The following is a 17,681-nucleotide window of genomic DNA, read 5'->3' as shown; positions in this document are numbered from 1 at the left end:
ATGAACAGCTATGCTGCGGCAGACGGCGCGCACAGATGTGCGCGGCACGCCGTTCCTGGGGCGGTAGCTCAGCCGGTTAGAGCAACGGACTCATAATCCGTCGGCCGTGGGTTCGAGTCCCACCCGCCCCACCTGGCAGCGCGACACGGCCCGCCCGTGGCCCGCTGGTTCGGCGACGATAAGGCCCCCCGTGAGCCCGGCGGTTCGCGGAGGCCCTTTCTTCCCGTCGCCCCGTCAGTCGTCCGGTCCCAGCGCGGCGATCCACCGCGCGTACTGCCGGGCGATCGCCTCGTTCGGCGCGAGCTCCTCCGCCTCCCGGTACGCCGCCACGGCCTCACGGGAGCGGCCGAGGCGGCGCAGCGCGTCCGCTCGGACGGCGGGCAAGGCGTGGTTCCCGGCCAGTTGCCTGAGCGTGCCGAGGGCGTCGACGGCGTCCAACTGGGCCTGCGGGCCGTCCCGCATCCCGACGGCGACGGCGCGGTTGAGCGCCACGACCGGGTTGGCGCGCAGGGCCAGCAGCCGGTCGTACAGTGCCACGATCGTCACCCAGTCGGTGGCGGCCGCGTCCGGGGCGACGGCGTGCCGCTCGGCGATCGCCGCCTGTAGCGCGTACGGGCCGCCCGCCGCGACCGCCTCACGGGCGAGGGCCACGCCCTCGCCGACGAGTGCGCGGTCCCACCGTTTCCGGTCCTGGTGTTCCAACGTGACCAGCCCTCCGTCCGCGTCGAGCCGAGCGGCGCGCCTGGAGTGCTGGAGCAGCAGCAGCGCGAGCAGCCCCCGCGCCTCCGGCTCGTCGGGGACCTCGGCCGCGACGAGCCGGGCGAGCCGGACAGCCTCCTCGGCGAGGACGTCGCGGACAGTACTGCCGTCGCTGGGCGCGTACCCCTCGGTGAACACGAGGTAGATGACAGCGAGAACCCCGTCCAGCCGTTCGGCGCGCGAGCCCGGCGGCGGCACCCGGTACGGGATGCCGGCCGCCGCGATCTTCCGTTTCGCCCGCAGGATCCGCTGCGACACCGTGTCCTCGCCGACCAGGAAGGCACGGGCGATCTCCCGCGTCGTGAGGCCGCTGACCGTCCGGAGAGTGAGCGCGACCCGGGATTCGAGCGGGAGAGCCGGGTGGCAGCACGTGAACACCAGCCGCAGGCGCTCGTCCCCGGGCGGCGCCGGTTCGCGGACCGCCTCGCGGGCGGCGACCTCGGCCAGCTTGCCGCGCTCGGTCGTCCGGCGGCGCAGCACATCGAGGGCGCGGTGCCGCGCGGCGGTCACCAGCCACGCGCCCGGCCTGCGCGGCACCCCCTCCCGCCGCCAGGCCGGCAGGGCGCGGGCGAACGCCTCCTGCGCGCAGTCCTCGGCCAGTTCCCAGTCGCCGGTCAGCCGCACGATCGTGCCGAACACGACACCCCACTCGGCCCGGTACGCCTCGGCAAGCGCCGCCCGCACCTCGGCTGCCCCGGTCGTCACCCGAAGTCCGTCCAGAACTCGCGCAGCTCGGCGATCCCGGACCGCGCCATGGGCGAGCGGGAGAGGTAGTCGATCGCCTCGTCCCACTCGCCGTCGAGGAACACGATCCCCGTGACCCACTCCGGCACGTCCGTGTATGTGCCGTCGGTGACCAGCAGTTCCCCTCCCCGGCGGCGCACGAGCGTCGCGTCCTCGGCGGGGCACAGGTGCTCGCCGCCGAGGTAGCGGCCCGAGGCGAGGCCGTCGCGGACCCACCCGGCCACCGCGGCGGGCTCGGGGGTGAAGGGCGGCGCGCCGGGGTCCGTCCGGAAGACACCGAGGAAGCGGGAGGCCGGCACGTCGCCCCGGTGCGGGACGTTCCCGGTACCCGGCCCGAGGTCGAGGTGGGCGACCGGCCGGACCTCGACGCGTCCGCCGGTCGCCATCGGGTGCGACGCGGCGACCTCGATCGCCTCGTCGAGGTCGGCGGCCTCGATGAGGTCGTACCCGGCGATCCACTCGGTCGTCTCGGCGAACGGGCCGTCGGTGACGAGCACACGGTCGCCGCGGACGCGGACCGTCCTGGTCTCGTCGACCGGCCTGAGCGGCATCCCCTCGACGCGGACGCCGCGGCCGTTCCACTCCTCGACCCACGCGTCCGGGTTCTCGTCGGTCGGCTCCCCGGCGGGGTCGGTGGCGATGAACAACACGTACTTCATGACCGTTCTCCTTTCGAGCGCTTCATGAAGACGACGAACGCCCCTCCCGGAATCCGACACGGCGGCGTGACTCACCCGACGGCGCCTCCCTCACATGATCCGTCACCCGTGGGTCCAAGCCCCGCCGGACCCGGGCTTCGCCGTGCCACCGCACCGTGAACACCACAGGACCCTGCATCGAACTTTCGAACAACTCCCGTACAACTTCCGGGACATCCCAGGGGTCTTCCCTCTGTTGTGTTGATTCTTCTGGCCAGGGAGAGCTGGATGAGACGGAGCACGTTGCGGATCGCGACGACGCTGGGGGCGGCTGCTGTCGTGGGGGGTGGCCTGTTGCCGGCCGTCCCGGTCGGGACGGCGCAGGCGGCGCCCGCCCGGTACGCGGACGACTTCAACGGGGACGGGTACCGCGACTACGCGGCCTGGGTCTGGGCGGAGGAGACGAACGGCGCGGACGCCGTCGAGGTCACCTACGGCACGGCGTCCGGGATCGGCACCCGGCGGCAGGTGATCCACCAGGGCAGCCCCGGGGTGCCCGGCGCCAACGAGGCGGACGACATGTTCGGCGCCGCCAGGACCAGCGCGGACTTCAACCGGGACGGCTACGCCGACCTGGCGGTCTCCGCGCCGGGCGAGGACGTCTCGGGCCGGGTCGACCAGGGCAGCGTGACGATCCTGTGGGGCAGCGCCAACGGCCTGACCGGCGGGACCAATGTGCCGAGCCAGAGCCCCGCGGCCTACGACCGCTTCGGCGACGACCTGGCCACCGGCGACTTCAACGCGGACGGCCGCCCCGACCTGGCCGTGATCGACGGCAACGACGCCTACGTCTTCCGCGGGAACATCACGCCCTCGGGCGTCGCCGGCTCCGTCACCCGGCTCAACCGCGACCCCGGCTTCTTCGCCACCCGCCTCGTCGCGGGACACGTCACCCGCGACACGGCCACCGACCTGGTGGTCATCGGCGTCAACGGCTACGAGGGCGAGGAGGGCACCGAGGCCTGGTTCGTGCGCGGCGGCTCGACGCTGGCCCCCGGCACCTCGGGCCGCCTCTCCCCCACCCAGGACAGTTGGTGGGCCGACGGGGTCATCGCCGACTTCGACCAGGACGGCTACGGCGACGTGGCCTTCGGCGACGACGCGTACAACGAGAACCGGGGCCGGGCCACCGTCTGGCGCGGCGGCGCGAACGGCCCGGTGTCGGCGGTGCGGATCAGCCAGTCGACGGCCGGCGTGTCCGGCTCGCCCGAGGTGAACGACCAGTTCGGCTGGAGCGTCTCGGCCGGCGACGTCAACGGCGACGGCTACCCCGACCTGGCGATCGGCGCGCCCGGCGAGCAGATCGGCGACCTGACCGACGCCGGCGCGGTCCACGTGCTCCGCGGCGGCCCGAGCGGCGTGACCGGCGCCAACTCGCAGGCCTTCGACCGCGGCACGTCCGGCGTGCCGGGCGCCAGGCAGCAGTACGACCGCTTCGGCACGACCGTCCGGCTGCGCGACACCAACCGCGACGGCCGCGCCGACCTGCTGGTCGACAGCGGCAGCGGCGACCAGGCCGCCGTCCGACTCCCGGGCACCACCTCGGGCATCAGCACCAGCGGCGCGTCCTACTGGGGCGACTGGGACCTCGCGGACGGCGCGCTGCAGTAGCGCCCCGGGGCCGGCACCCGTCCTGCTGCGGACGGGTGCATTCCCGCCCTAAATAGAACATATAGTGCCGACGGGCCGGGAGACTGCGCTCCATGAGCGAGCACAGCGAGAGCTACGACACCGTGGTGTCCGTGTTGGTCGGCAAGTTCCAGTTCGTGCGTGACGATCTCTCGCCCGAGGTGACCGTGGAGGAGGTGGGGCTCGACTCGCTGGGGCGGGCCGAGTTCGCCCTGTGCCTGCGGCAGGAGACGGGGGTGGCGCTCGACGAGGACGGGCTGACCGGGGAGTCGACGCTGGCGGACGTGGCACGGGCGTTGGACGCGGCGCGGGCCGTGGCGTCGTGAGCGACGCTCCCCCGCAAGCGGGAGGTGCCCCCAGCGCGGCCGCCGAGCCGCGGGGGTTCGAGATGCCGGTGCGTAGCCGCGCGGGCGGAGAAGCGAACCGGGAGGACTCGTGAGCCGGGACGAGGTGGTCGTGTCGGGGGTGGGGGCGATCACCCCGGCGGGGGTGGGCGTGGCGGCCACCTGGGAGGGGGTGTGCCGGGGGCTGGGGACGGCGACGCGGGATCCCGCGTTGGCCGGGCTGCCGGTGGACTTCAGCTGCCGGGTGCCGGGCGAGGACATCGGCGCGGGGCTCGGGGTGCGGAACCTGTGGCGGATGGAGCGGTTCACGCGGCTGGCGCTGGTGGCGGCCGTGGAGGCCGTGGGGGACGCGGGACTCGACCCGGCGACGTGGGACGGGGCGCGGGTCGGGGTGGTCGTGGGATGCGGCATGGGCGGCATGCACGCGATGCGGGAGCAGGAGCGGCGGCTGACCGAGCAGGGGCCCGACTGGGTGTCGCCGGCGCTGATCCCGATGATGCTGCCGAACATGGCGGCCGGCGAGATCGCCCTGGCGCTCGGCGCGCGGGGGCCGAGCCTGGCGGCGGTGACGGCCTGCGCCTCGGGGGCGAGCGCGGTGGCGACCGCGCGGGAGTGGCTGGTGGCCGGGCGGTGCGACGTGGTGGTCGCGGGCGGCGCCGAGTCGGCGACGACGCCGCTGATGGTGACGGGCTTTCAGCGGGCCGGGACGCTGTCGCGGCGGGGTGAGGACCCGGCCGGCGCCTCCCGGCCCTTCGCGGCGGACAGCGACGGGTTCGTGATGGCCGAGGGCGCCGCGGTGCTGGTGCTGGAGCGGATGCGGGACCTGCGGGCCAGGGGCGGCCGGGCCAGGGCGGTGCTCGCGGGGTGCGGGGTCTCCACGGACGCGCACCATCCCACGGCGCCGCATCCCGAGGGGCGGGGGGCCGAGGCGGCGGTGCGGGCGGCGCTCGCCCAGGCGGGGGCCGAGGCGCGGGACGTGGAACACGTGAACGCGCACGCCACCTCGACCCGGCAGGGGGACACGGCGGAGGGGCGGATGATCGAGCGGGTGTTCCCGCACGGCCCGAGCGTCACCTCGGCCAAGGGCGCGCTGGGGCACGGCCTGGGCGCGGCGGGCGCCGTCGAGGCGGTGCTGACGGTGCTGAGCGTGGAGCGCGGGGTGGTGCCGCCGACCGCCAACGTGGGGGCGCCGGCGCCCGACCTGGCGATCGACCTGGTGGTCAAGAAGCCGCGGGAGCGGCCGGTGCCGGTGGCGGTCAGCGACTCGTTCGGCTTCGGCGGGCACAACGTGGCGCTGGTCTTCGTCACGGGGTGAGCTTGGGACGGGCCAGCGCGACCGGCGTCCAGTCGTGCTCGGCCCGCTCGGGCACCAGCCCGAGGCGGCGGCCGCAGGCGGCGAAGGTGTCCAGGATCCGGGTGATCTGCTCCTCCGTGTGGGTGGCCTGCGGGGTCACCCGGATCAGGGCGCGACCGCGCGGGACGGCGGGCGCCACCACCGCGTTGGTGTAGACGCCGGCGTCGTGCAGCGCCTGCCACATCCGCAGGCAGGGCACGCCGTGCCCGACGTGCACGGGGACGACGGGGGTGACGGAGGGGCTGGTGGAGAAGCCGAGCGCGCGCAGCCCGTTGTGCAGCCGCTCGGCGTGGTCGAAGACCCGCTCGCGGCGGGCCGGTTCGGTCCTGATGATCTCCAACGAGGCCAGCGCGGCCGCCGCGGAGGCCGGGGACATCGCCGCGGAGAACAGCACCGGGCGCGCCGTGTAGCGCAGGTACTCGACGATCCCGGCCGGTCCCGCGAGCAGGCCGCCGAGCGAGCCGAAACACTTGGAGAACGTGCCGGTGAACAGGTCGACGGCGTCCATGGCGCCGAAGTGCTCGGCGACGCCGCGACCACACACGCCCAGCAGCCCGATGTCGTGGGCACCGTCCACCACGAGCCGGGCGCCGTACCGGTCGGCGAGCTCGCGCAGCCCGGGCAGCGGGCAGAGGTCGCCCTCCATGGAGAACAGGCCGTCCGTGATGACGAGCTTGCCGGCGTCGGGGTCGGCGGCGGCGAGCAGGCGCCCCAGGTGGTCGAGGTCGCCGTGCCGGTAGCGGTGCCTGGTGCCCTGGCCGAGCAGCACCGCGTCCACCAGCGAGGCGTGGTTGGCCATGTCGCTGAACGAGGCGTCGCCGGGTCCGAGCAGGGCGCCGACGGCCAGGTTGGCCTGGAACCCGGTGGTGGTGACCAGGGCGGCCTCGCAGCCGAGGAAGTCGGCGAGGGCGGCCTCCAGCTCCTCGTGCAGCGGCAGCGTGCCGTTGAGGATGCGGGATCCGGAGCAGCTGGTGCCGTGCCTGGCCAACGCGGCGGCGGCCGCCTCGACGACCCTGGGATCGGTCGCCAGGCCCAGGTAGTCGTTGCAGCCGGCCATGATCGCGTCCGGGGCCGCGGTGCGGTAGTAGGGTCTCGCGCCCGTCTCCGCCATTTCGCCGAACGCCGCGATCGGCTTCTTGTCGAAGATGTCTGCCATGCCGTTACCTGGGCCTCTTCCCTGTCGTGTCAGAGTGCAGCCTGTCCGATCACAGCGATTAGATTGCTCCCCCACGCGCGATGTGATTCCGCGGTTTTCCTCGGCGGTTGTCCGGCGGAGGGGAAAGGGCTGGGAGGATGGAAAACAGTATCGCACTCTCGGCTTCTGACGAGTGTTTCGCGGCGGGCGGCACCCCCAAGACGATCGGCTCCGCGGTGTTCTTCTCGGGGCCCGCGCCGGACCTCGACGAGCTGCGGGGGCTGGTCGCCGGTCGGCTCGGCGGGCTGCCCAGGCTGCGCTCGGTGCTGCTGCCGCCGCCCGGGCCGAGCGCGCTGCGGCGGCACCGGTGGCTGGTGCTCGACGAGTTCGACCCGGTGCTCCAGGTGCGGGCCGAGCCGCCCGGCACCCGGCTGACGGAGCTCGTCGACGCGGTGGCGCGCCGCCCGCTGCCGGCCGGTCCGCCGCCGTGGCGGCTGCGCCTGGTGCCTGGCCAGGGCTCCGACGGCTTCGCGCTGCTGCTGACCGCCCATCACGCGGCGCTCGACGGGCGGTCCCTCGAGGCGCTGCTGAACGTGCTGCTCGACGGCCCGCCGGCCGCCGCCCCCAAGCCGGCGGAGCCCCAGCACTTCCCTGCGGGGCTCGGGCGGCTCGTCGGCGACCTGCTGCACCACGCGCGGCCGAGCCGCCGCCTGCCGGGGACACCGGCCGCGCCGACCATCGCCTGGACCGAGGTCGACCCGGCGGCCGTGCGCGCGGCACGCCGGTCCCTGCCGCGCGCCGGCATCAGCCTCAACGACGTGCTGCTCGCCGCCGTCGCCGGGGCACTGCGCGAGGTGCACGGCGCGCCGTCCGGCTGGCCGGGCCGGGAGCGGCCGCTCTACGCGCTGGTGCCGGTCGACCTGCGGCCTTCCGGGGCGGGCGGGGAGCTCGGCAACGTGTTGTCGGCGGCCCGGGTGCCGCTGCCGGTCGGGCAGGACCACCCGCGCGACCGGCTGGCCGCCTGCCACGCGGCGCTCGCCGCGCCCGGGTTCAGGGCGCGGGCGGTCAACGCGGCCCGCCTGGTCGGGGGCGCGGCGCTGCTCGGCGCCTGGGCGCCACGGGCGGCCGGCGCGCACGTCATCTCGGCGTCGTACGCGCCGGTGTGCTGCACCTCGCTGGTGCTGTGCCGGGGTCCCTGGTCGCTCCTCGGCCGGCCGCTGACCGGCGGGTTCGTGCTGCCCGACGTGCCGCCGCCGGGGGTCGTCAGCTTCTTCCTCGCGGGGCACACCAGGACGCCGGAGCGGGCCGCCGCGCTGAGCCTGACCGTGGTCAGCCACGCGGCGCCGCCCGCGGCGCGGCTGACGGCCGCGTTCTCCGTGGCGCTCGACGATTTCGCCGCCGGCGAGCCGGCCATTCGGCTCTAGCCTGCGGGCGCGTCCGAGAAAAGCGTGATCGACGCCGTCGCGCCGAATTGTGCGGCGAGTTCCGGTATTCGGGAGGGGGCAAGCCGAATCACCTTTCGGCCGGCGCCCGGAAATGCCTTCGGGAGAAGGCGAACGGCGTGGGGGATGAATCGCGGTTCCCGGCGGAGTCGGGCGTGATTCGCCCGGCGCGCCGTCGACACTCCGCGCCGGGTCCGGCCGGCGGAGGCCGGCGGTCCCGTGCGGGTCGTGGGCGCGGGCCGCCGACCGCTCGCCAGGCCCCCGGCAGGGGAACCGTTTCCCGGGCGATATCGAATGCCGAGTCGATCGGTGATCATGGTGGCTTAACCTCTACCCCCATGCCCAGACTCATCGACCGCGGCGAGCGGCGCCGGGAGATCGCGCACGCCGCCTGGCGGGTCATCGTGCGGGACGGGATCGGCCGTGCCTCGGTGCGCGGGGTGGCGGCCGAGGCCGGTGTCTCGGCCGGCTCGTTGCGCCATGTCTTCGCCAGCCAACGGGAGTTGCTGCTCTTCGCGTTGGAGATGGTCGCCGAGCGCTTCACGGAGCGGTCCACCGCGCCGCGGCCGCCCGGCGCCGCGCGGGAGTCCGTGGAGGCCGCCGCGCGCGGGATGTTGCCACTCGACGAGGAGCGGCGCGCCGAGTCGGAGGCGTACCTGGCACTGTGCGACGCCGCGCGCACCGACGCCGCGCTGCGCGGGCCGCGGGACGCCGCGCACGGAGCGACGCGGCGGACGTGCCGCCGGCTGGTCGGCGAGTTGGACAACGGCGTCGACCTGGCGCCCGGCGCGGACCTCGACCTGGAGGCGGCGCGGCTGCACGCGCTGCTCGACGGCCTCGCCGCGCACCTGCTGCGCGAGCCGGCGGACGCCGACCAGGGCTGGGCGAAGGACGTGTTGGCCCGGCACCTGGACTCGCTCGCCGCGCGCCGTCCGGCCGAGAAGACCGCGTGACGGGCGGGGTCGAACCGGCCGGCGGGCCACTACCCTGCCGGGGACACGACCCGCTCCAACGGGATGACGTCCGGGGGGACATGATGAGAAGACGCGTGGTTTCGAGGCTGGCGCTGCCCGCGCTCGCGGCGGCGGGGGCGCTGCTGCTCGGCGGCTGCTCCGACGAGAATCCGTTCACCGGCGTGACGGAGTACGAGGAGCCGACCGACGAGGAGACCGCGACGGCCCCGTCGGAGGGCGAGGCCGGGGGCGGGGTGCTCGACGGCACCTGGGCGACCGGGCTCGACGACTCCGACAGCGTGCTCACCTTCTACGGCGACCTGGTCTCGTTCACCGAGGCCATCGCCTTCGACATGGACACGGCCTTCTGCAGCGGCACGCTGCGGGACGACAGCGTGAGCTTCAGCTGCGACACGGCGGACGAGGAGTGGACCGTCGCCACCGTCACGCGGGAGGGCGAGACGCTGACCGTCGAGTGGGAGAGCGGCCTCGGCCAGACCTACGAGCGGGTGGCCGACGGGGAGATCCCCGGCCTGTGAGGCTCCCCGGCGCCACGCGTCAGGGGATCAGCACGATCTTGCCCAGCGTGTGGCGCCGTTCCAGGTCGCGGAAGGCCTCGCGGACGTCGTCCAGCGGGTAGGTCCTGGCGATCGGGACGTGCAGCCTGCCGTCCTCGACGGCCGCGGTGAGCTCGGCCAGCACCCCGGCGTCGGCGGCCGCGGCGCTGCCCTCCATCTTGGTGCCGTACTCCTCGGCGTCGGCCATGTTGATGATGGTGTCGATCCGCTCGGGAGGGATGCCGAGCTCGATCGCGAGCCGCACGTAGTCGGCGCCGTAGGTGTCGATGAACGCGTCGGGTGACGTGCCGCCCGCCGCCGCCCTGATCCGCTCGGCCACGCCCTCGCCGTAGTTGACCGGCAGGATCCCGTGGTCGGAGAGCCAGCCGTGGTGGTCCTCGCTGGCCAGGCCGATCACCGTGGCCCCCAGGTTGCGCGCCAACTGGCAGGCGAGGGTGCCGACTCCGCCGGCCGCGCCCGAGACCACCACCGTGTCGCCCCGGCGCACGCCGACCGCGCGCACCGCCGCGTAGGCGGTGGTGCCGACGATCGCCAGCGAGCCGGCCTCGGCCCAGGAGACGTCGGTCGGCCGCCGGATCAGCTGGTCGGCCTCGACCGCCGCGTACTCGGCGTGGCTGGCCCGGTGGTTGGTGAAGCCGAGCACCTCGTCGCCGCGGTCGAACTGCCGCACGTCGGGTGCCGTCTCGGTGACGACGCCGGCCAGGTCGCTGCCCTGCCCCGAGGGGAACGTGGCGGGCCAGCGCTTGCGCAGCAGGCCGCGGCGGATGGCGGCCTCACCCGGGTTGATGCCGGCGGCCTTGATCCGGACCACGACCTCCCCGGGGCCCGGCTCGGGGCGCGGCACCTCGTCCACGCGCAGCACGTCGACGTCACCGTACTCGTCGAATCTCACAGCTCTGGACATATGTCCCACTATGGGACGGTCGCCGAGGGGGCACCACCCGGGACGCGCTCCGGCAGCTCGGCGCACAGCCGCCAGCCGCCCGCGTGCGGCCCGGCGGTGAGCGTGCCGCCGACCAGACCGACGCGCTCGCGCAGCCCGACGAGGCCGAATCCCGGCCCCTGCGGCAGGTCGCTGGACACCTCGGCCGGGCCGCCGTCGTCGCTCACCTCGACCCGGACGTCACCATCCGTGACCGTCACCTCGACGGTGATGCTGCTGCCGGAGCCGGCGTGTTTGGTGGCGTTGGTCAGGCCCTCCTGGACCACGCGCAGCACGGCGAGACCACGGACCGCGTCGAGTCCGGTGATGGCCGGATCGACGTGGGCGCGCACCCGGAGCCCGGCCTGGGTGCCGCGTTCCACGACCGCGGCCACGGCGGCCGGCAGCTCCGCCGGCTCGACGACCAGCGGCGGGCCGCCCTCGGGCGCGACGGCCGCCGGGTCGCGGAGCACGGCGACCAGCCGGCGCAGGTCGGCGAGTGTGGTGGTGGCCGAGCCGTAGACGTCGTCCAACACCCCGCGGACCCGGGGGTCCAGGTCGGGCAGCACCGCACGGGCCACGTTGACCCGCAGCGCCATGGACGACACGTGGTGCGCCACCAGGTCGTGCAACTCCCGGGCCAGCTCCGTGCGTTCGGCGAGACGGGCACTGTGCGCGGCGAGTTCGCGGCGCTCCTCGGCCTCCCGCGCCCTGGCCTTCGCCTGGGCCAACGCCCGGCCGGTGGCGCGCAGATAGGCGCCGAGCAGCAGCGGGGCGACGGCCACCACCACGACCCGGTAGCCGGCGGCCAGCATCCCGGTGACCGTCTCGTGGTCCTTGATCAGCAGGACGTAGGCGGTGATCAGCACGGCGGTGCCGAGCACCGCCTCGCGGGGCGGGCGGCGCACCGCGAGTTCGAGCAGCGCCACGCTGGCGATCACCTTGGCCGCGACCGGGGTGGTGGACACCAGGGGGTGGGCCAGCACCAGTAACAGGCTCTGGGCGATGGAGACCGCGAGCGGCCAGGCGCCGCCGCCGAGGAAGAGGGCGCCGGCGGCCAGGGTGACGAACCAGTCGGCGGCCTCCGGCTCGGCCCGCTGGACGAGCAGCAGATAGCCGACGCCGACGAACAGCGGAAGCAGGCGCGCCGGCCCGAACCTGTCACCCACCGCCCGCCCGGCATACGTCAACAACACGCCCAGACACTAACCCGATCCGGTGGCCGCGCCGTGACAAGCCGTGGCCGAATCGCCGCGATCGCCGCGATCGGCCTGGCCGGCCCTGGCCGCCGCGCGCTCCCGGTCCATCCGCCGCCACTCCGGGCGCAGCGCCGCCAGGTTGGTGGTGAGGAAGTACAGCAGGCCGGTGACCAGCAGCACCGGCACCAGGCCCGCGGCGCCCACCGCTGCGCCGCCGACCAACCCGCCGAGCGGGATGCCCGACCAGGCGAGCGACGTGAACAACGCCTGGACACGGCCCAACATGTGGCGCGGGATGCGCTCCAACACCACCGCGCCGATGATGGGGTTGAGGAATCCCGAGCCGAACCCGCCCACGGCGCACACCGCGAGCACCGACCACAGCGGCGCGCCGGCCGAGACGCTGAGCGCCAGGATCACGAAGCGGGGCGCGCCGGCGAGCAGGAAGCCGCCGAAGAACAGCGGGAGTCGGGGCAGTCGGTGGGCGATCACGGCGGCCAGCAGGCTGCCGCACACGGCCGTGCCGCCGAAGACGGCGCCGATCAGACCGATCGCCGAGGGGCCGTGCCCCGACGCCTCGGCCCACACGGGCAGCAGCACGCTGCTGTAGGCGGCGTCGAGGAGGTTGGTGACGGCGACGGTGAGGCTGATCGCCAACAGCATCGGCTCGCGGCGCAGGAAAGCGAACCCCTGCCCGAACCGCCGCCAGTACCCGGCCGGTTCGTCCCCCGCGGCCTCGGCCGTCTCCGGTGCGGCGGGCCGGCCGCGGCCCATGCCACGCGGCAGGGTCAGCGCGATCAGCAGCGAACCGGCGGCGAAGCAGACCGCGTTGACGACCAGCGCGGCCATCGCGTCCAGGACCGCCACCAGCACGCCGGCCCCTGCCGGGCCCACCGTGCCGGCCAGCCGCTCGGCGACGCCGGCCAGGCCCGTGGCCCGCTCCAGCGGCACCCCGTCGCGGTCGGCGGCCTCCGGGACCATGACCTGCTTGGCGAGGTCGCCTGGCCCCCGGGTGACGCCGACCAGGGCGACGAGGACGAGCAGCAGCCACAGCGGCAGCAGCCCGGCGGCGTGCAGCGGCGGGATCGCGGCCACGGCGGCGGCGCTGACCACGTCGGTGGTCCAGGAGGTGACCCGGGGCCCCGCCCGGTCGATCAGCGGTCCTGACAGCGCCTTGGCCAGCACGTACGGCGTCATCTCGCAGAACGCCACGAGCCCGGTCTGCGCCGGGCTGCCGGTGGTGACCAGCACGAACCAGGGCAGCGCGACGGCGGAGATCTTGGTGCCGAGCTGCGAGACGGAGACGGCGGCCAGCAGGCCGACGAGGGCCCTGGCCCTCACGCCTCGCGCTCCTCGTCACCGGCGAAGTCGGGCAGCACGTGGAACTGGACGGCGACGCTCCCCCGGCCGGGCTCGTCCGCGTGCCGCCGGTTCTCCTCCCGGTAGCGGTCGAGGACCGCCCACAGCTCCCGGCCGACCTCCCACGCCTGCTCAGGGGTGAGGCGCAGCGTCACGTCGCTGAGGTGGAACGCCGGTCCCCAGTCGCGCGGCATGGTGGCCAGTTCGTTGAGGCCCTGCTGGAGGCGCAGGATATGGGCCGCCGCCACGGACTGGAGGAAGGCCTGGGCCGCCTCGGGCTCGGCCGCCACCAGCTCGGGCTCCACGGCGGTGAGCTGGTGCACCGCCCGCCACCAGCGGTCCCTGGCGTTGCCCCGCTCCGTGTCCTCCTCGACGAAGCCGGCCCCGGCGAGCTGCCGCAGGTGGTAGCTGGTGGCCCCCGAGTTCAGGGACAGCCGGCGGGCGAGCTGGGTGGCGGTGGCGGGGCCGTGCTGCCGGAGCAGGCCGACCAGCCGCACCCGCACCGGGTGGGACAGGGCACGCAGCCCCCTGCCGTCGAGCACGACCCGCTCCGCGGCGCGCGTTTCCTCGGGTTCCTTCATGTGGCCACGGTAGATCGCCAAGATCTCTTTGCAAAGGTTCCTTTGCGAAGGGATCTTTGGTAAACGGGCCAGTTCCGGCCAATCTCCAGAACAAACGTGCTGCCTCCCGCGTTATGCTCACTGCGACCGCGGTTGAGGAGGCAGATCAGCATGGGCACGCGACGCACCCCCCTGCCGGGCGTCGGCACCCAGTACGACATCGCGTCACGGGACGGACGACACATCTCCGTCGTGGCACACGAGGACGGCCGGCGTTTCATCGGCTTCTTCGACCCGGAGGACCCGGACTCCTGTCAGGGCACCGTCGCCCTGGACGAGGAGGAGGCCGCCCGGCTGGCGTCGATCCTCGCCCCGCAGAAGCCGACCGTCACGCTGCACGACGGCGAACTCGGCCTCGACCTGGTCACCGAGCGCATCCCGATCGAGCCCGACTCGCCCTACCGCGGGCGCCCGATGGGTGACACCCGGGCCCGCACCAGGACGGGCGCCTCGATCGTGGCGGTGCTGCGCAGGACCGGCGCGCACCCGTCGCCGGGGCCGGACTTCCGCCTCGAGGCGGGCGACACGTTGCTTGTCGTCGGCACCCGTGAGGGCGTCGCCGACCTGGCCGACATCATCGCAGGAGCCTGATCTCCGCGCTGTCGGTCGCCTGGGCCACGGATACACGACGTCGGTGCGCCGACGCTCGTGCGAATGACCTTGACAACCGAAAGGTGCGGTGAGCGTGCACGACACCACGACCATGTTGATCGAGCTGGGGGCCGTCGTCCTGGGCCTCGGGCTCGTGGGACGACTGGCCGGCAGGCTCGGCCTCTCCCCCATCCCGCTCTATCTCCTGATAGGGCTGGCCTTCGGTCATGGCGGCCTGATCCCACTCTCCACGACCGAGGACTTCATCGAGATCGGCGCAGAGATCGGCGTCATCCTGCTGCTGCTCATGCTGGGCCTGGAATACACCGCGACCGAGTTGGCGGACAGCCTCAAGACCCAGTACCCCTCGGGACTGGTGGACCTGGTGCTGAACGCGACCCCGGGTGCGGTGGCCGGGCTGCTGCTCGGCTGGGGCCCGGTCGGCGCGCTCGCGCTGGCGGGCGTCACCTACATCTCCTCATCGGGCGTCATCGCCAAGATCCTCACCGACCTCAACCGTCTCGGTAACCGCGAGACACCGGTGGTCCTCGGCATCCTGGTGATGGAGGACCTGGCCATGGCGGTCTACCTGCCGGTCCTCTCCACCGTCCTGGCGGGCGTCGGCCTCGCCAGCGGCAGCCTCACCCTGGTCATCGCGCTCGGCACCGCCGGCATCGCGTTCTACGTCGCGCTGCGGCACGGGCGGTTCATCAGCAAGGCCGTCTCCTCCGACAACCCGGAGATGCTGCTGCTCGTGGTGCTCGGCCTGACGCTGCTCGTCGCGGGCGTGGCGCAGCAGCTCCAGGTCTCGGCGGCGGTCGGCGCCTTCCTCGTCGGCATCGCGCTCTCCGGCGAGGTCGCGCACAACACGCGCCGGCTGCTCACCCCGCTGCGGGACCTGTTCGCGGCCGTCTTCTTCGTCTTCTTCGGCCTGTCGACCGACCCGACGGCGATCCCGCCGGTGCTGGTGCCGGCGCTGCTGCTGGCCATCGTCACGACCGGCACCAAGATCGCCACCGGCTGGTGGGCGGCACGGCGCGCCGGCATCGGCCCGCGCGGCCGCTTCCGGGCGGGCGGCGCGCTGGTGGCGCGCGGCGAGTTCTCCATCGTCATAGCGGGCCTGGCCGCGGCGACCGAACCGCGGATCGCGCCGGTGGCGACGGCGTACGTACTGATACTGGTCATCGTCGGGCCGTTCGCGACGCGGTGGACCGAGCCGGTCGCCAGTCGGCTGCGGGAGCGGCGCGCCGAGCGACGCGCGACGGCGACGGTGGTGGCGGCGGAATCCGGAGCGTAGCCCCTGGGCGGGGCGGCCTCGGCGACGTGGTTCCCCCCGCCCACCTGGGCTGGGCGGCGGCTGCGCCACCGGGCGCCTTGGCGCTGCGCGCCGGGCTTCTCCCCACCGCCCGCCCTCTTTCGGCCCTGCGGGCCGGGCCTGGCGGCCCGCCTGCGGGCGAGGTTCTTCCCCGCCCACCCGCCCCTCTGACGGCGCTTCGCGCCGGGGACGGCCCTGCGGGCCGAGCCTGGAGCGGCTCCGCGCTGCGCGCGGGACAACCGGCCTGGCGGGTGGGGATAACTCGGCCCTGGCGGCCCCCTTGGCGGCGCTCCGCGCCGGGGGCGGCCCCTGCGGGCCGGCCCGAAGTGGCCCCGCCCTGCGCGCGGGACACCGGCCTGGCGGCCTGCGCCAAGGCGGCTCCGCCGCCGGGCGGGCCACCAACGGTCGGGGGCCAGCCGCCCTCTTCCGCGCTGCGCGCGGCTCGCGGCTCGCTGCGCGCCGTTGACCGGAGATGGACACCGGAATGACGATATGAGCCGCTCAACGGGACGGATAGGGCATCATCTGGCTTCATGGGAATAGTCGCCGGCCTCGACAGTTCGTCCACCCACACCCGCATCGTCGTCTGTGACCCGGAGACCGGACGGATACTCCGGCAGGGCCAGGCTCCCCATCCGGCGGACGAACCGACCCCCGGTACCTGGTTGTTGTCGCTGGGTGAGGCCGCCGACGGCGGGGTGCTCGAGGACGTCACGGCGATCGGGGTGACCGCGCAGCCGCTCGGCGTCGTCGCGTTGGACGCCGAGGGGCAGCCGGTGCGGCCGGCGCTCACCGGCGGGAACGAGGGCGCGCGTGCCGCGGCGCTCGGTCTGGTGGACGCGCTCGGCGGGCGTGCCGCGTGGGCGGAGGCCGTCGGCGCCGTGCCCCAACCGACGCACCCCGTCACGCAGTTGCGCTGGCTCGGGCGCGCCGAGCCGGAGGCGGCGCGGCGGTCCTTCGCCGTGCTCCAGGCCCAGGACTGGCTGGTCTGGCAGCTGCTCGGCCGGCCGGAGCGCTGGACCACCGACCGGGGCGCCGCCTCGGGCACCGGCTACTGGTCGGCGGTATCCGAGTCCTGGCGCCACGAGTTGGCCGAGCTGGCCATCGGGCACCCGGTGGAGCTGCCCGACGTGCTCGGCCCGGCCGAGCCGGCCGGGCACACCCCGGAGGGCCTGCTGATCTCGGCCGGCACCGGGGAGACCATGGCCGCCGCGTTCGGGCTCGGCGTCGGCCCTGGCGACGCGGTCGTCTCGCTCGGCGCCACGGGCTCCGTCTGCGCGGTGCACGACGAGGCGCTCACCGACCCCACCGGCACCATCACCTCCTTCGCCGACGCCACGGGCCACCACCTGCCGGTGGTGCGCACCCTCAACGCCACCCGCACGCTGCGCGGCACCGCCGAGCTGCTCGGCGTCGACCTGCCCGGGCTCTCCGAGCTCGCGCTCCGCTCCACGCCCGGCGCGCACGGTCTCGTGCTCCTGCCCTACCTGGCCGGCGAGCGCACCCCCGAACTCCCGCACGCCTCCGGCACGTTGACCGGGCTGCGGCGAGAGAGCATGAAGCCGGAGCACTTGGCGCGGGCGGCGTTCGAGGGCATGCTGTGCGGCCTCGCCGACGCGGCCGGCGTGCTACGCCGGCGCGGGGTGGTGATCGAGCGGGTCTTCCTGCTCGGCCAGGCGGCGGAGCTGCCCGCGGTCAGGGCACTGGCCCCGTCGCTGCTCGACGCCACGGTCGTGGTCCCCGAGCCGGCCGACTACACCGCGCTCGGCGCCGCCCGCCAGGCCGCCTGGGCGCAGGGCGTCGACCGGGGCACGCTGACCGCCGACGAGCCGCCGGCCTGGCCATCGGCCGCCGGCGAGACGCTGGAGCCGGGCGACGAGGCGGCGGTGGGCGCGACGGTGCGTCAGCAGTACGCGGCGGTGCGTGACGAGACGTATCCGGGCGCGTTCGACTGACCCTCGGCTCCCGGCCGTCTCCGCGTCGACCCTCCGGTCCGCTCGTTGGGGTGGTTTAGGGTGCCCGGCGCCCTGCTGGGCGGT

16 protein-coding genes and 1 tRNA gene are annotated in these 17,681 nt (G+C 74.7%); 10 read left to right on the top strand and 7 right to left on the bottom strand.

Annotation, left to right across the window (positions count from 1 at the left end; translation table 11 throughout):
- Positions 1 to 57: 57 nt before the first annotated feature.
- Positions 58 to 131: transfer RNA gene (locus tag ACFWI8_RS13335), tRNA-Ile, on the top strand.
- Between the two features lie 103 nt (positions 132 to 234).
- On the opposite strand, the gene ACFWI8_RS13330 is transcribed toward ACFWI8_RS13335, so the two are convergent.
- The gene (locus ACFWI8_RS13330; protein ID WP_387089757.1) at positions 235 to 1,464 is read right to left on the bottom strand and encodes an RNA polymerase sigma factor; all 1,230 of its coding nucleotides are present in this window, start codon (positions 1,462 to 1,464) and stop codon (positions 235 to 237) included.
- The gene (locus tag ACFWI8_RS13325) at positions 1,461 to 2,162 is read right to left on the bottom strand and encodes a YciI family protein (protein ID WP_387089754.1); all 702 of its coding nucleotides are present in this window, start codon (positions 2,160 to 2,162) and stop codon (positions 1,461 to 1,463) included. The genes ACFWI8_RS13330 and ACFWI8_RS13325 overlap by 4 nt, the downstream gene beginning before the upstream one ends.
- 267 nt (positions 2,163 to 2,429) lie before the next feature.
- Between ACFWI8_RS13325 and ACFWI8_RS13320 the strand changes: the two genes are divergently transcribed.
- From ACFWI8_RS13320 to ACFWI8_RS13310, 3 genes are all read left to right on the top strand, one after another.
- On the top strand, positions 2,430 to 3,812 hold the full coding sequence (locus ACFWI8_RS13320) for an FG-GAP and VCBS repeat-containing protein (protein ID WP_387089751.1): 1,383 nt from the start codon (positions 2,430 to 2,432) through the stop codon (positions 3,810 to 3,812).
- A 92-nt stretch (positions 3,813 to 3,904) separates the two neighbouring features.
- On the top strand, positions 3,905 to 4,156 hold the full coding sequence (locus tag ACFWI8_RS13315; RefSeq protein ID WP_311599336.1) for an acyl carrier protein: 252 nt from the start codon (positions 3,905 to 3,907) through the stop codon (positions 4,154 to 4,156).
- 109 nt (positions 4,157 to 4,265) lie between these two features.
- Positions 4,266 to 5,489, top strand: a complete 1,224-nt coding sequence (locus tag ACFWI8_RS13310) for a beta-ketoacyl-[acyl-carrier-protein] synthase family protein (protein WP_387089748.1) — start codon at positions 4,266 to 4,268, stop codon at positions 5,487 to 5,489.
- On the opposite strand, the gene ACFWI8_RS13305 is transcribed toward ACFWI8_RS13310, so the two are convergent.
- Positions 5,479 to 6,684: an aminotransferase class I/II-fold pyridoxal phosphate-dependent enzyme gene (locus ACFWI8_RS13305; RefSeq protein ID WP_387089745.1), complete on the bottom strand. Its 1,206-nt coding sequence runs from the start codon at positions 6,682 to 6,684 to the stop codon at positions 5,479 to 5,481. The two genes, ACFWI8_RS13310 and ACFWI8_RS13305, sit on opposite strands and share 11 nt — an antisense overlap.
- Positions 6,685 to 6,821: 137 nt before the next feature.
- Here ACFWI8_RS13305 and ACFWI8_RS13300 point away from each other — a divergent pair, with 137 nt between their 5' ends.
- The 3 genes from ACFWI8_RS13300 (at position 6,822) to ACFWI8_RS13290 (ending at position 9,597) form a co-directional block, all read left to right on the top strand.
- A complete protein-coding gene (locus ACFWI8_RS13300; protein ID WP_387089742.1) occupies positions 6,822 to 8,087 on the top strand; it encodes a wax ester/triacylglycerol synthase domain-containing protein in 1,266 nt (421 codons plus the stop codon).
- A gap of 356 nt (positions 8,088 to 8,443) precedes the next feature.
- Positions 8,444 to 9,058, top strand: coding sequence for a TetR/AcrR family transcriptional regulator (locus ACFWI8_RS13295; protein ID WP_387089740.1), 615 nt, complete (start codon positions 8,444 to 8,446; stop codon positions 9,056 to 9,058).
- A 95-nt stretch (positions 9,059 to 9,153) separates the two neighbouring features.
- The gene (locus ACFWI8_RS13290) at positions 9,154 to 9,597 is read left to right on the top strand and encodes a hypothetical protein (RefSeq protein WP_387089737.1); all 444 of its coding nucleotides are present in this window, start codon (positions 9,154 to 9,156) and stop codon (positions 9,595 to 9,597) included.
- 19 nt (positions 9,598 to 9,616) lie between these two features.
- Here ACFWI8_RS13290 and ACFWI8_RS13285 read toward each other — a convergent pair whose 3' ends face one another.
- The 4 genes from ACFWI8_RS13285 to ACFWI8_RS13270 are packed head-to-tail and all read right to left on the bottom strand — an operon-like array spanning position 9,617 to position 13,697.
- Positions 9,617 to 10,540: an NADP-dependent oxidoreductase gene (locus ACFWI8_RS13285; RefSeq protein ID WP_387089734.1), complete on the bottom strand. Its 924-nt coding sequence runs from the start codon at positions 10,538 to 10,540 to the stop codon at positions 9,617 to 9,619.
- Positions 10,541 to 10,548: 8 nt separating this feature from the next.
- Positions 10,549 to 11,754: a sensor histidine kinase gene (locus ACFWI8_RS13280; protein WP_387089731.1), complete on the bottom strand. Its 1,206-nt coding sequence runs from the start codon at positions 11,752 to 11,754 to the stop codon at positions 10,549 to 10,551.
- 9 nt (positions 11,755 to 11,763) lie between these two features.
- Entirely contained in the window at positions 11,764 to 13,098 is a 1,335-nt protein-coding gene (locus tag ACFWI8_RS13275; RefSeq protein ID WP_387089728.1) for an MFS transporter, read from the bottom strand.
- Positions 13,095 to 13,697 (bottom strand): helix-turn-helix domain-containing protein, encoded by a 603-nt coding sequence (locus ACFWI8_RS13270; protein WP_387089725.1) that lies wholly within the window; start codon positions 13,695 to 13,697, stop codon positions 13,095 to 13,097. Before ACFWI8_RS13270 ends, ACFWI8_RS13275 begins: the two co-directional genes overlap by 4 nt.
- Positions 13,698 to 13,847: 150 nt before the next feature.
- Between ACFWI8_RS13270 and ACFWI8_RS13265 the strand changes: the two genes are divergently transcribed.
- The 3 genes from ACFWI8_RS13265 to ACFWI8_RS13255 all read left to right on the top strand — a co-directional run bounded on the left by ACFWI8_RS13265 (position 13,848) and on the right by ACFWI8_RS13255 (position 17,597).
- Positions 13,848 to 14,327, top strand: a complete 480-nt coding sequence (locus ACFWI8_RS13265; protein ID WP_387089722.1) for a cation:proton antiporter regulatory subunit — start codon at positions 13,848 to 13,850, stop codon at positions 14,325 to 14,327.
- A gap of 94 nt (positions 14,328 to 14,421) precedes the next feature.
- Positions 14,422 to 15,624: a cation:proton antiporter gene (locus tag ACFWI8_RS13260; RefSeq protein ID WP_387089719.1), complete on the top strand. Its 1,203-nt coding sequence runs from the start codon at positions 14,422 to 14,424 to the stop codon at positions 15,622 to 15,624.
- 551 nt (positions 15,625 to 16,175) lie between these two features.
- On the top strand, positions 16,176 to 17,597 hold the full coding sequence (locus tag ACFWI8_RS13255) for an FGGY family carbohydrate kinase (RefSeq protein ID WP_387089716.1): 1,422 nt from the start codon (positions 16,176 to 16,178) through the stop codon (positions 17,595 to 17,597).
- Positions 17,598 to 17,681: the final 84 nt, after the last annotated feature.

This window comes from Streptomyces sp. NPDC127098, assembly GCF_042722465.1.
In the GTDB taxonomy this organism is placed as follows: domain Bacteria; phylum Actinomycetota; class Actinomycetes; order Streptomycetales; family Streptomycetaceae; genus Streptomyces; species Streptomyces millisiae.
This window is presented reverse-complemented; position numbering and strand designations above follow the sequence as displayed.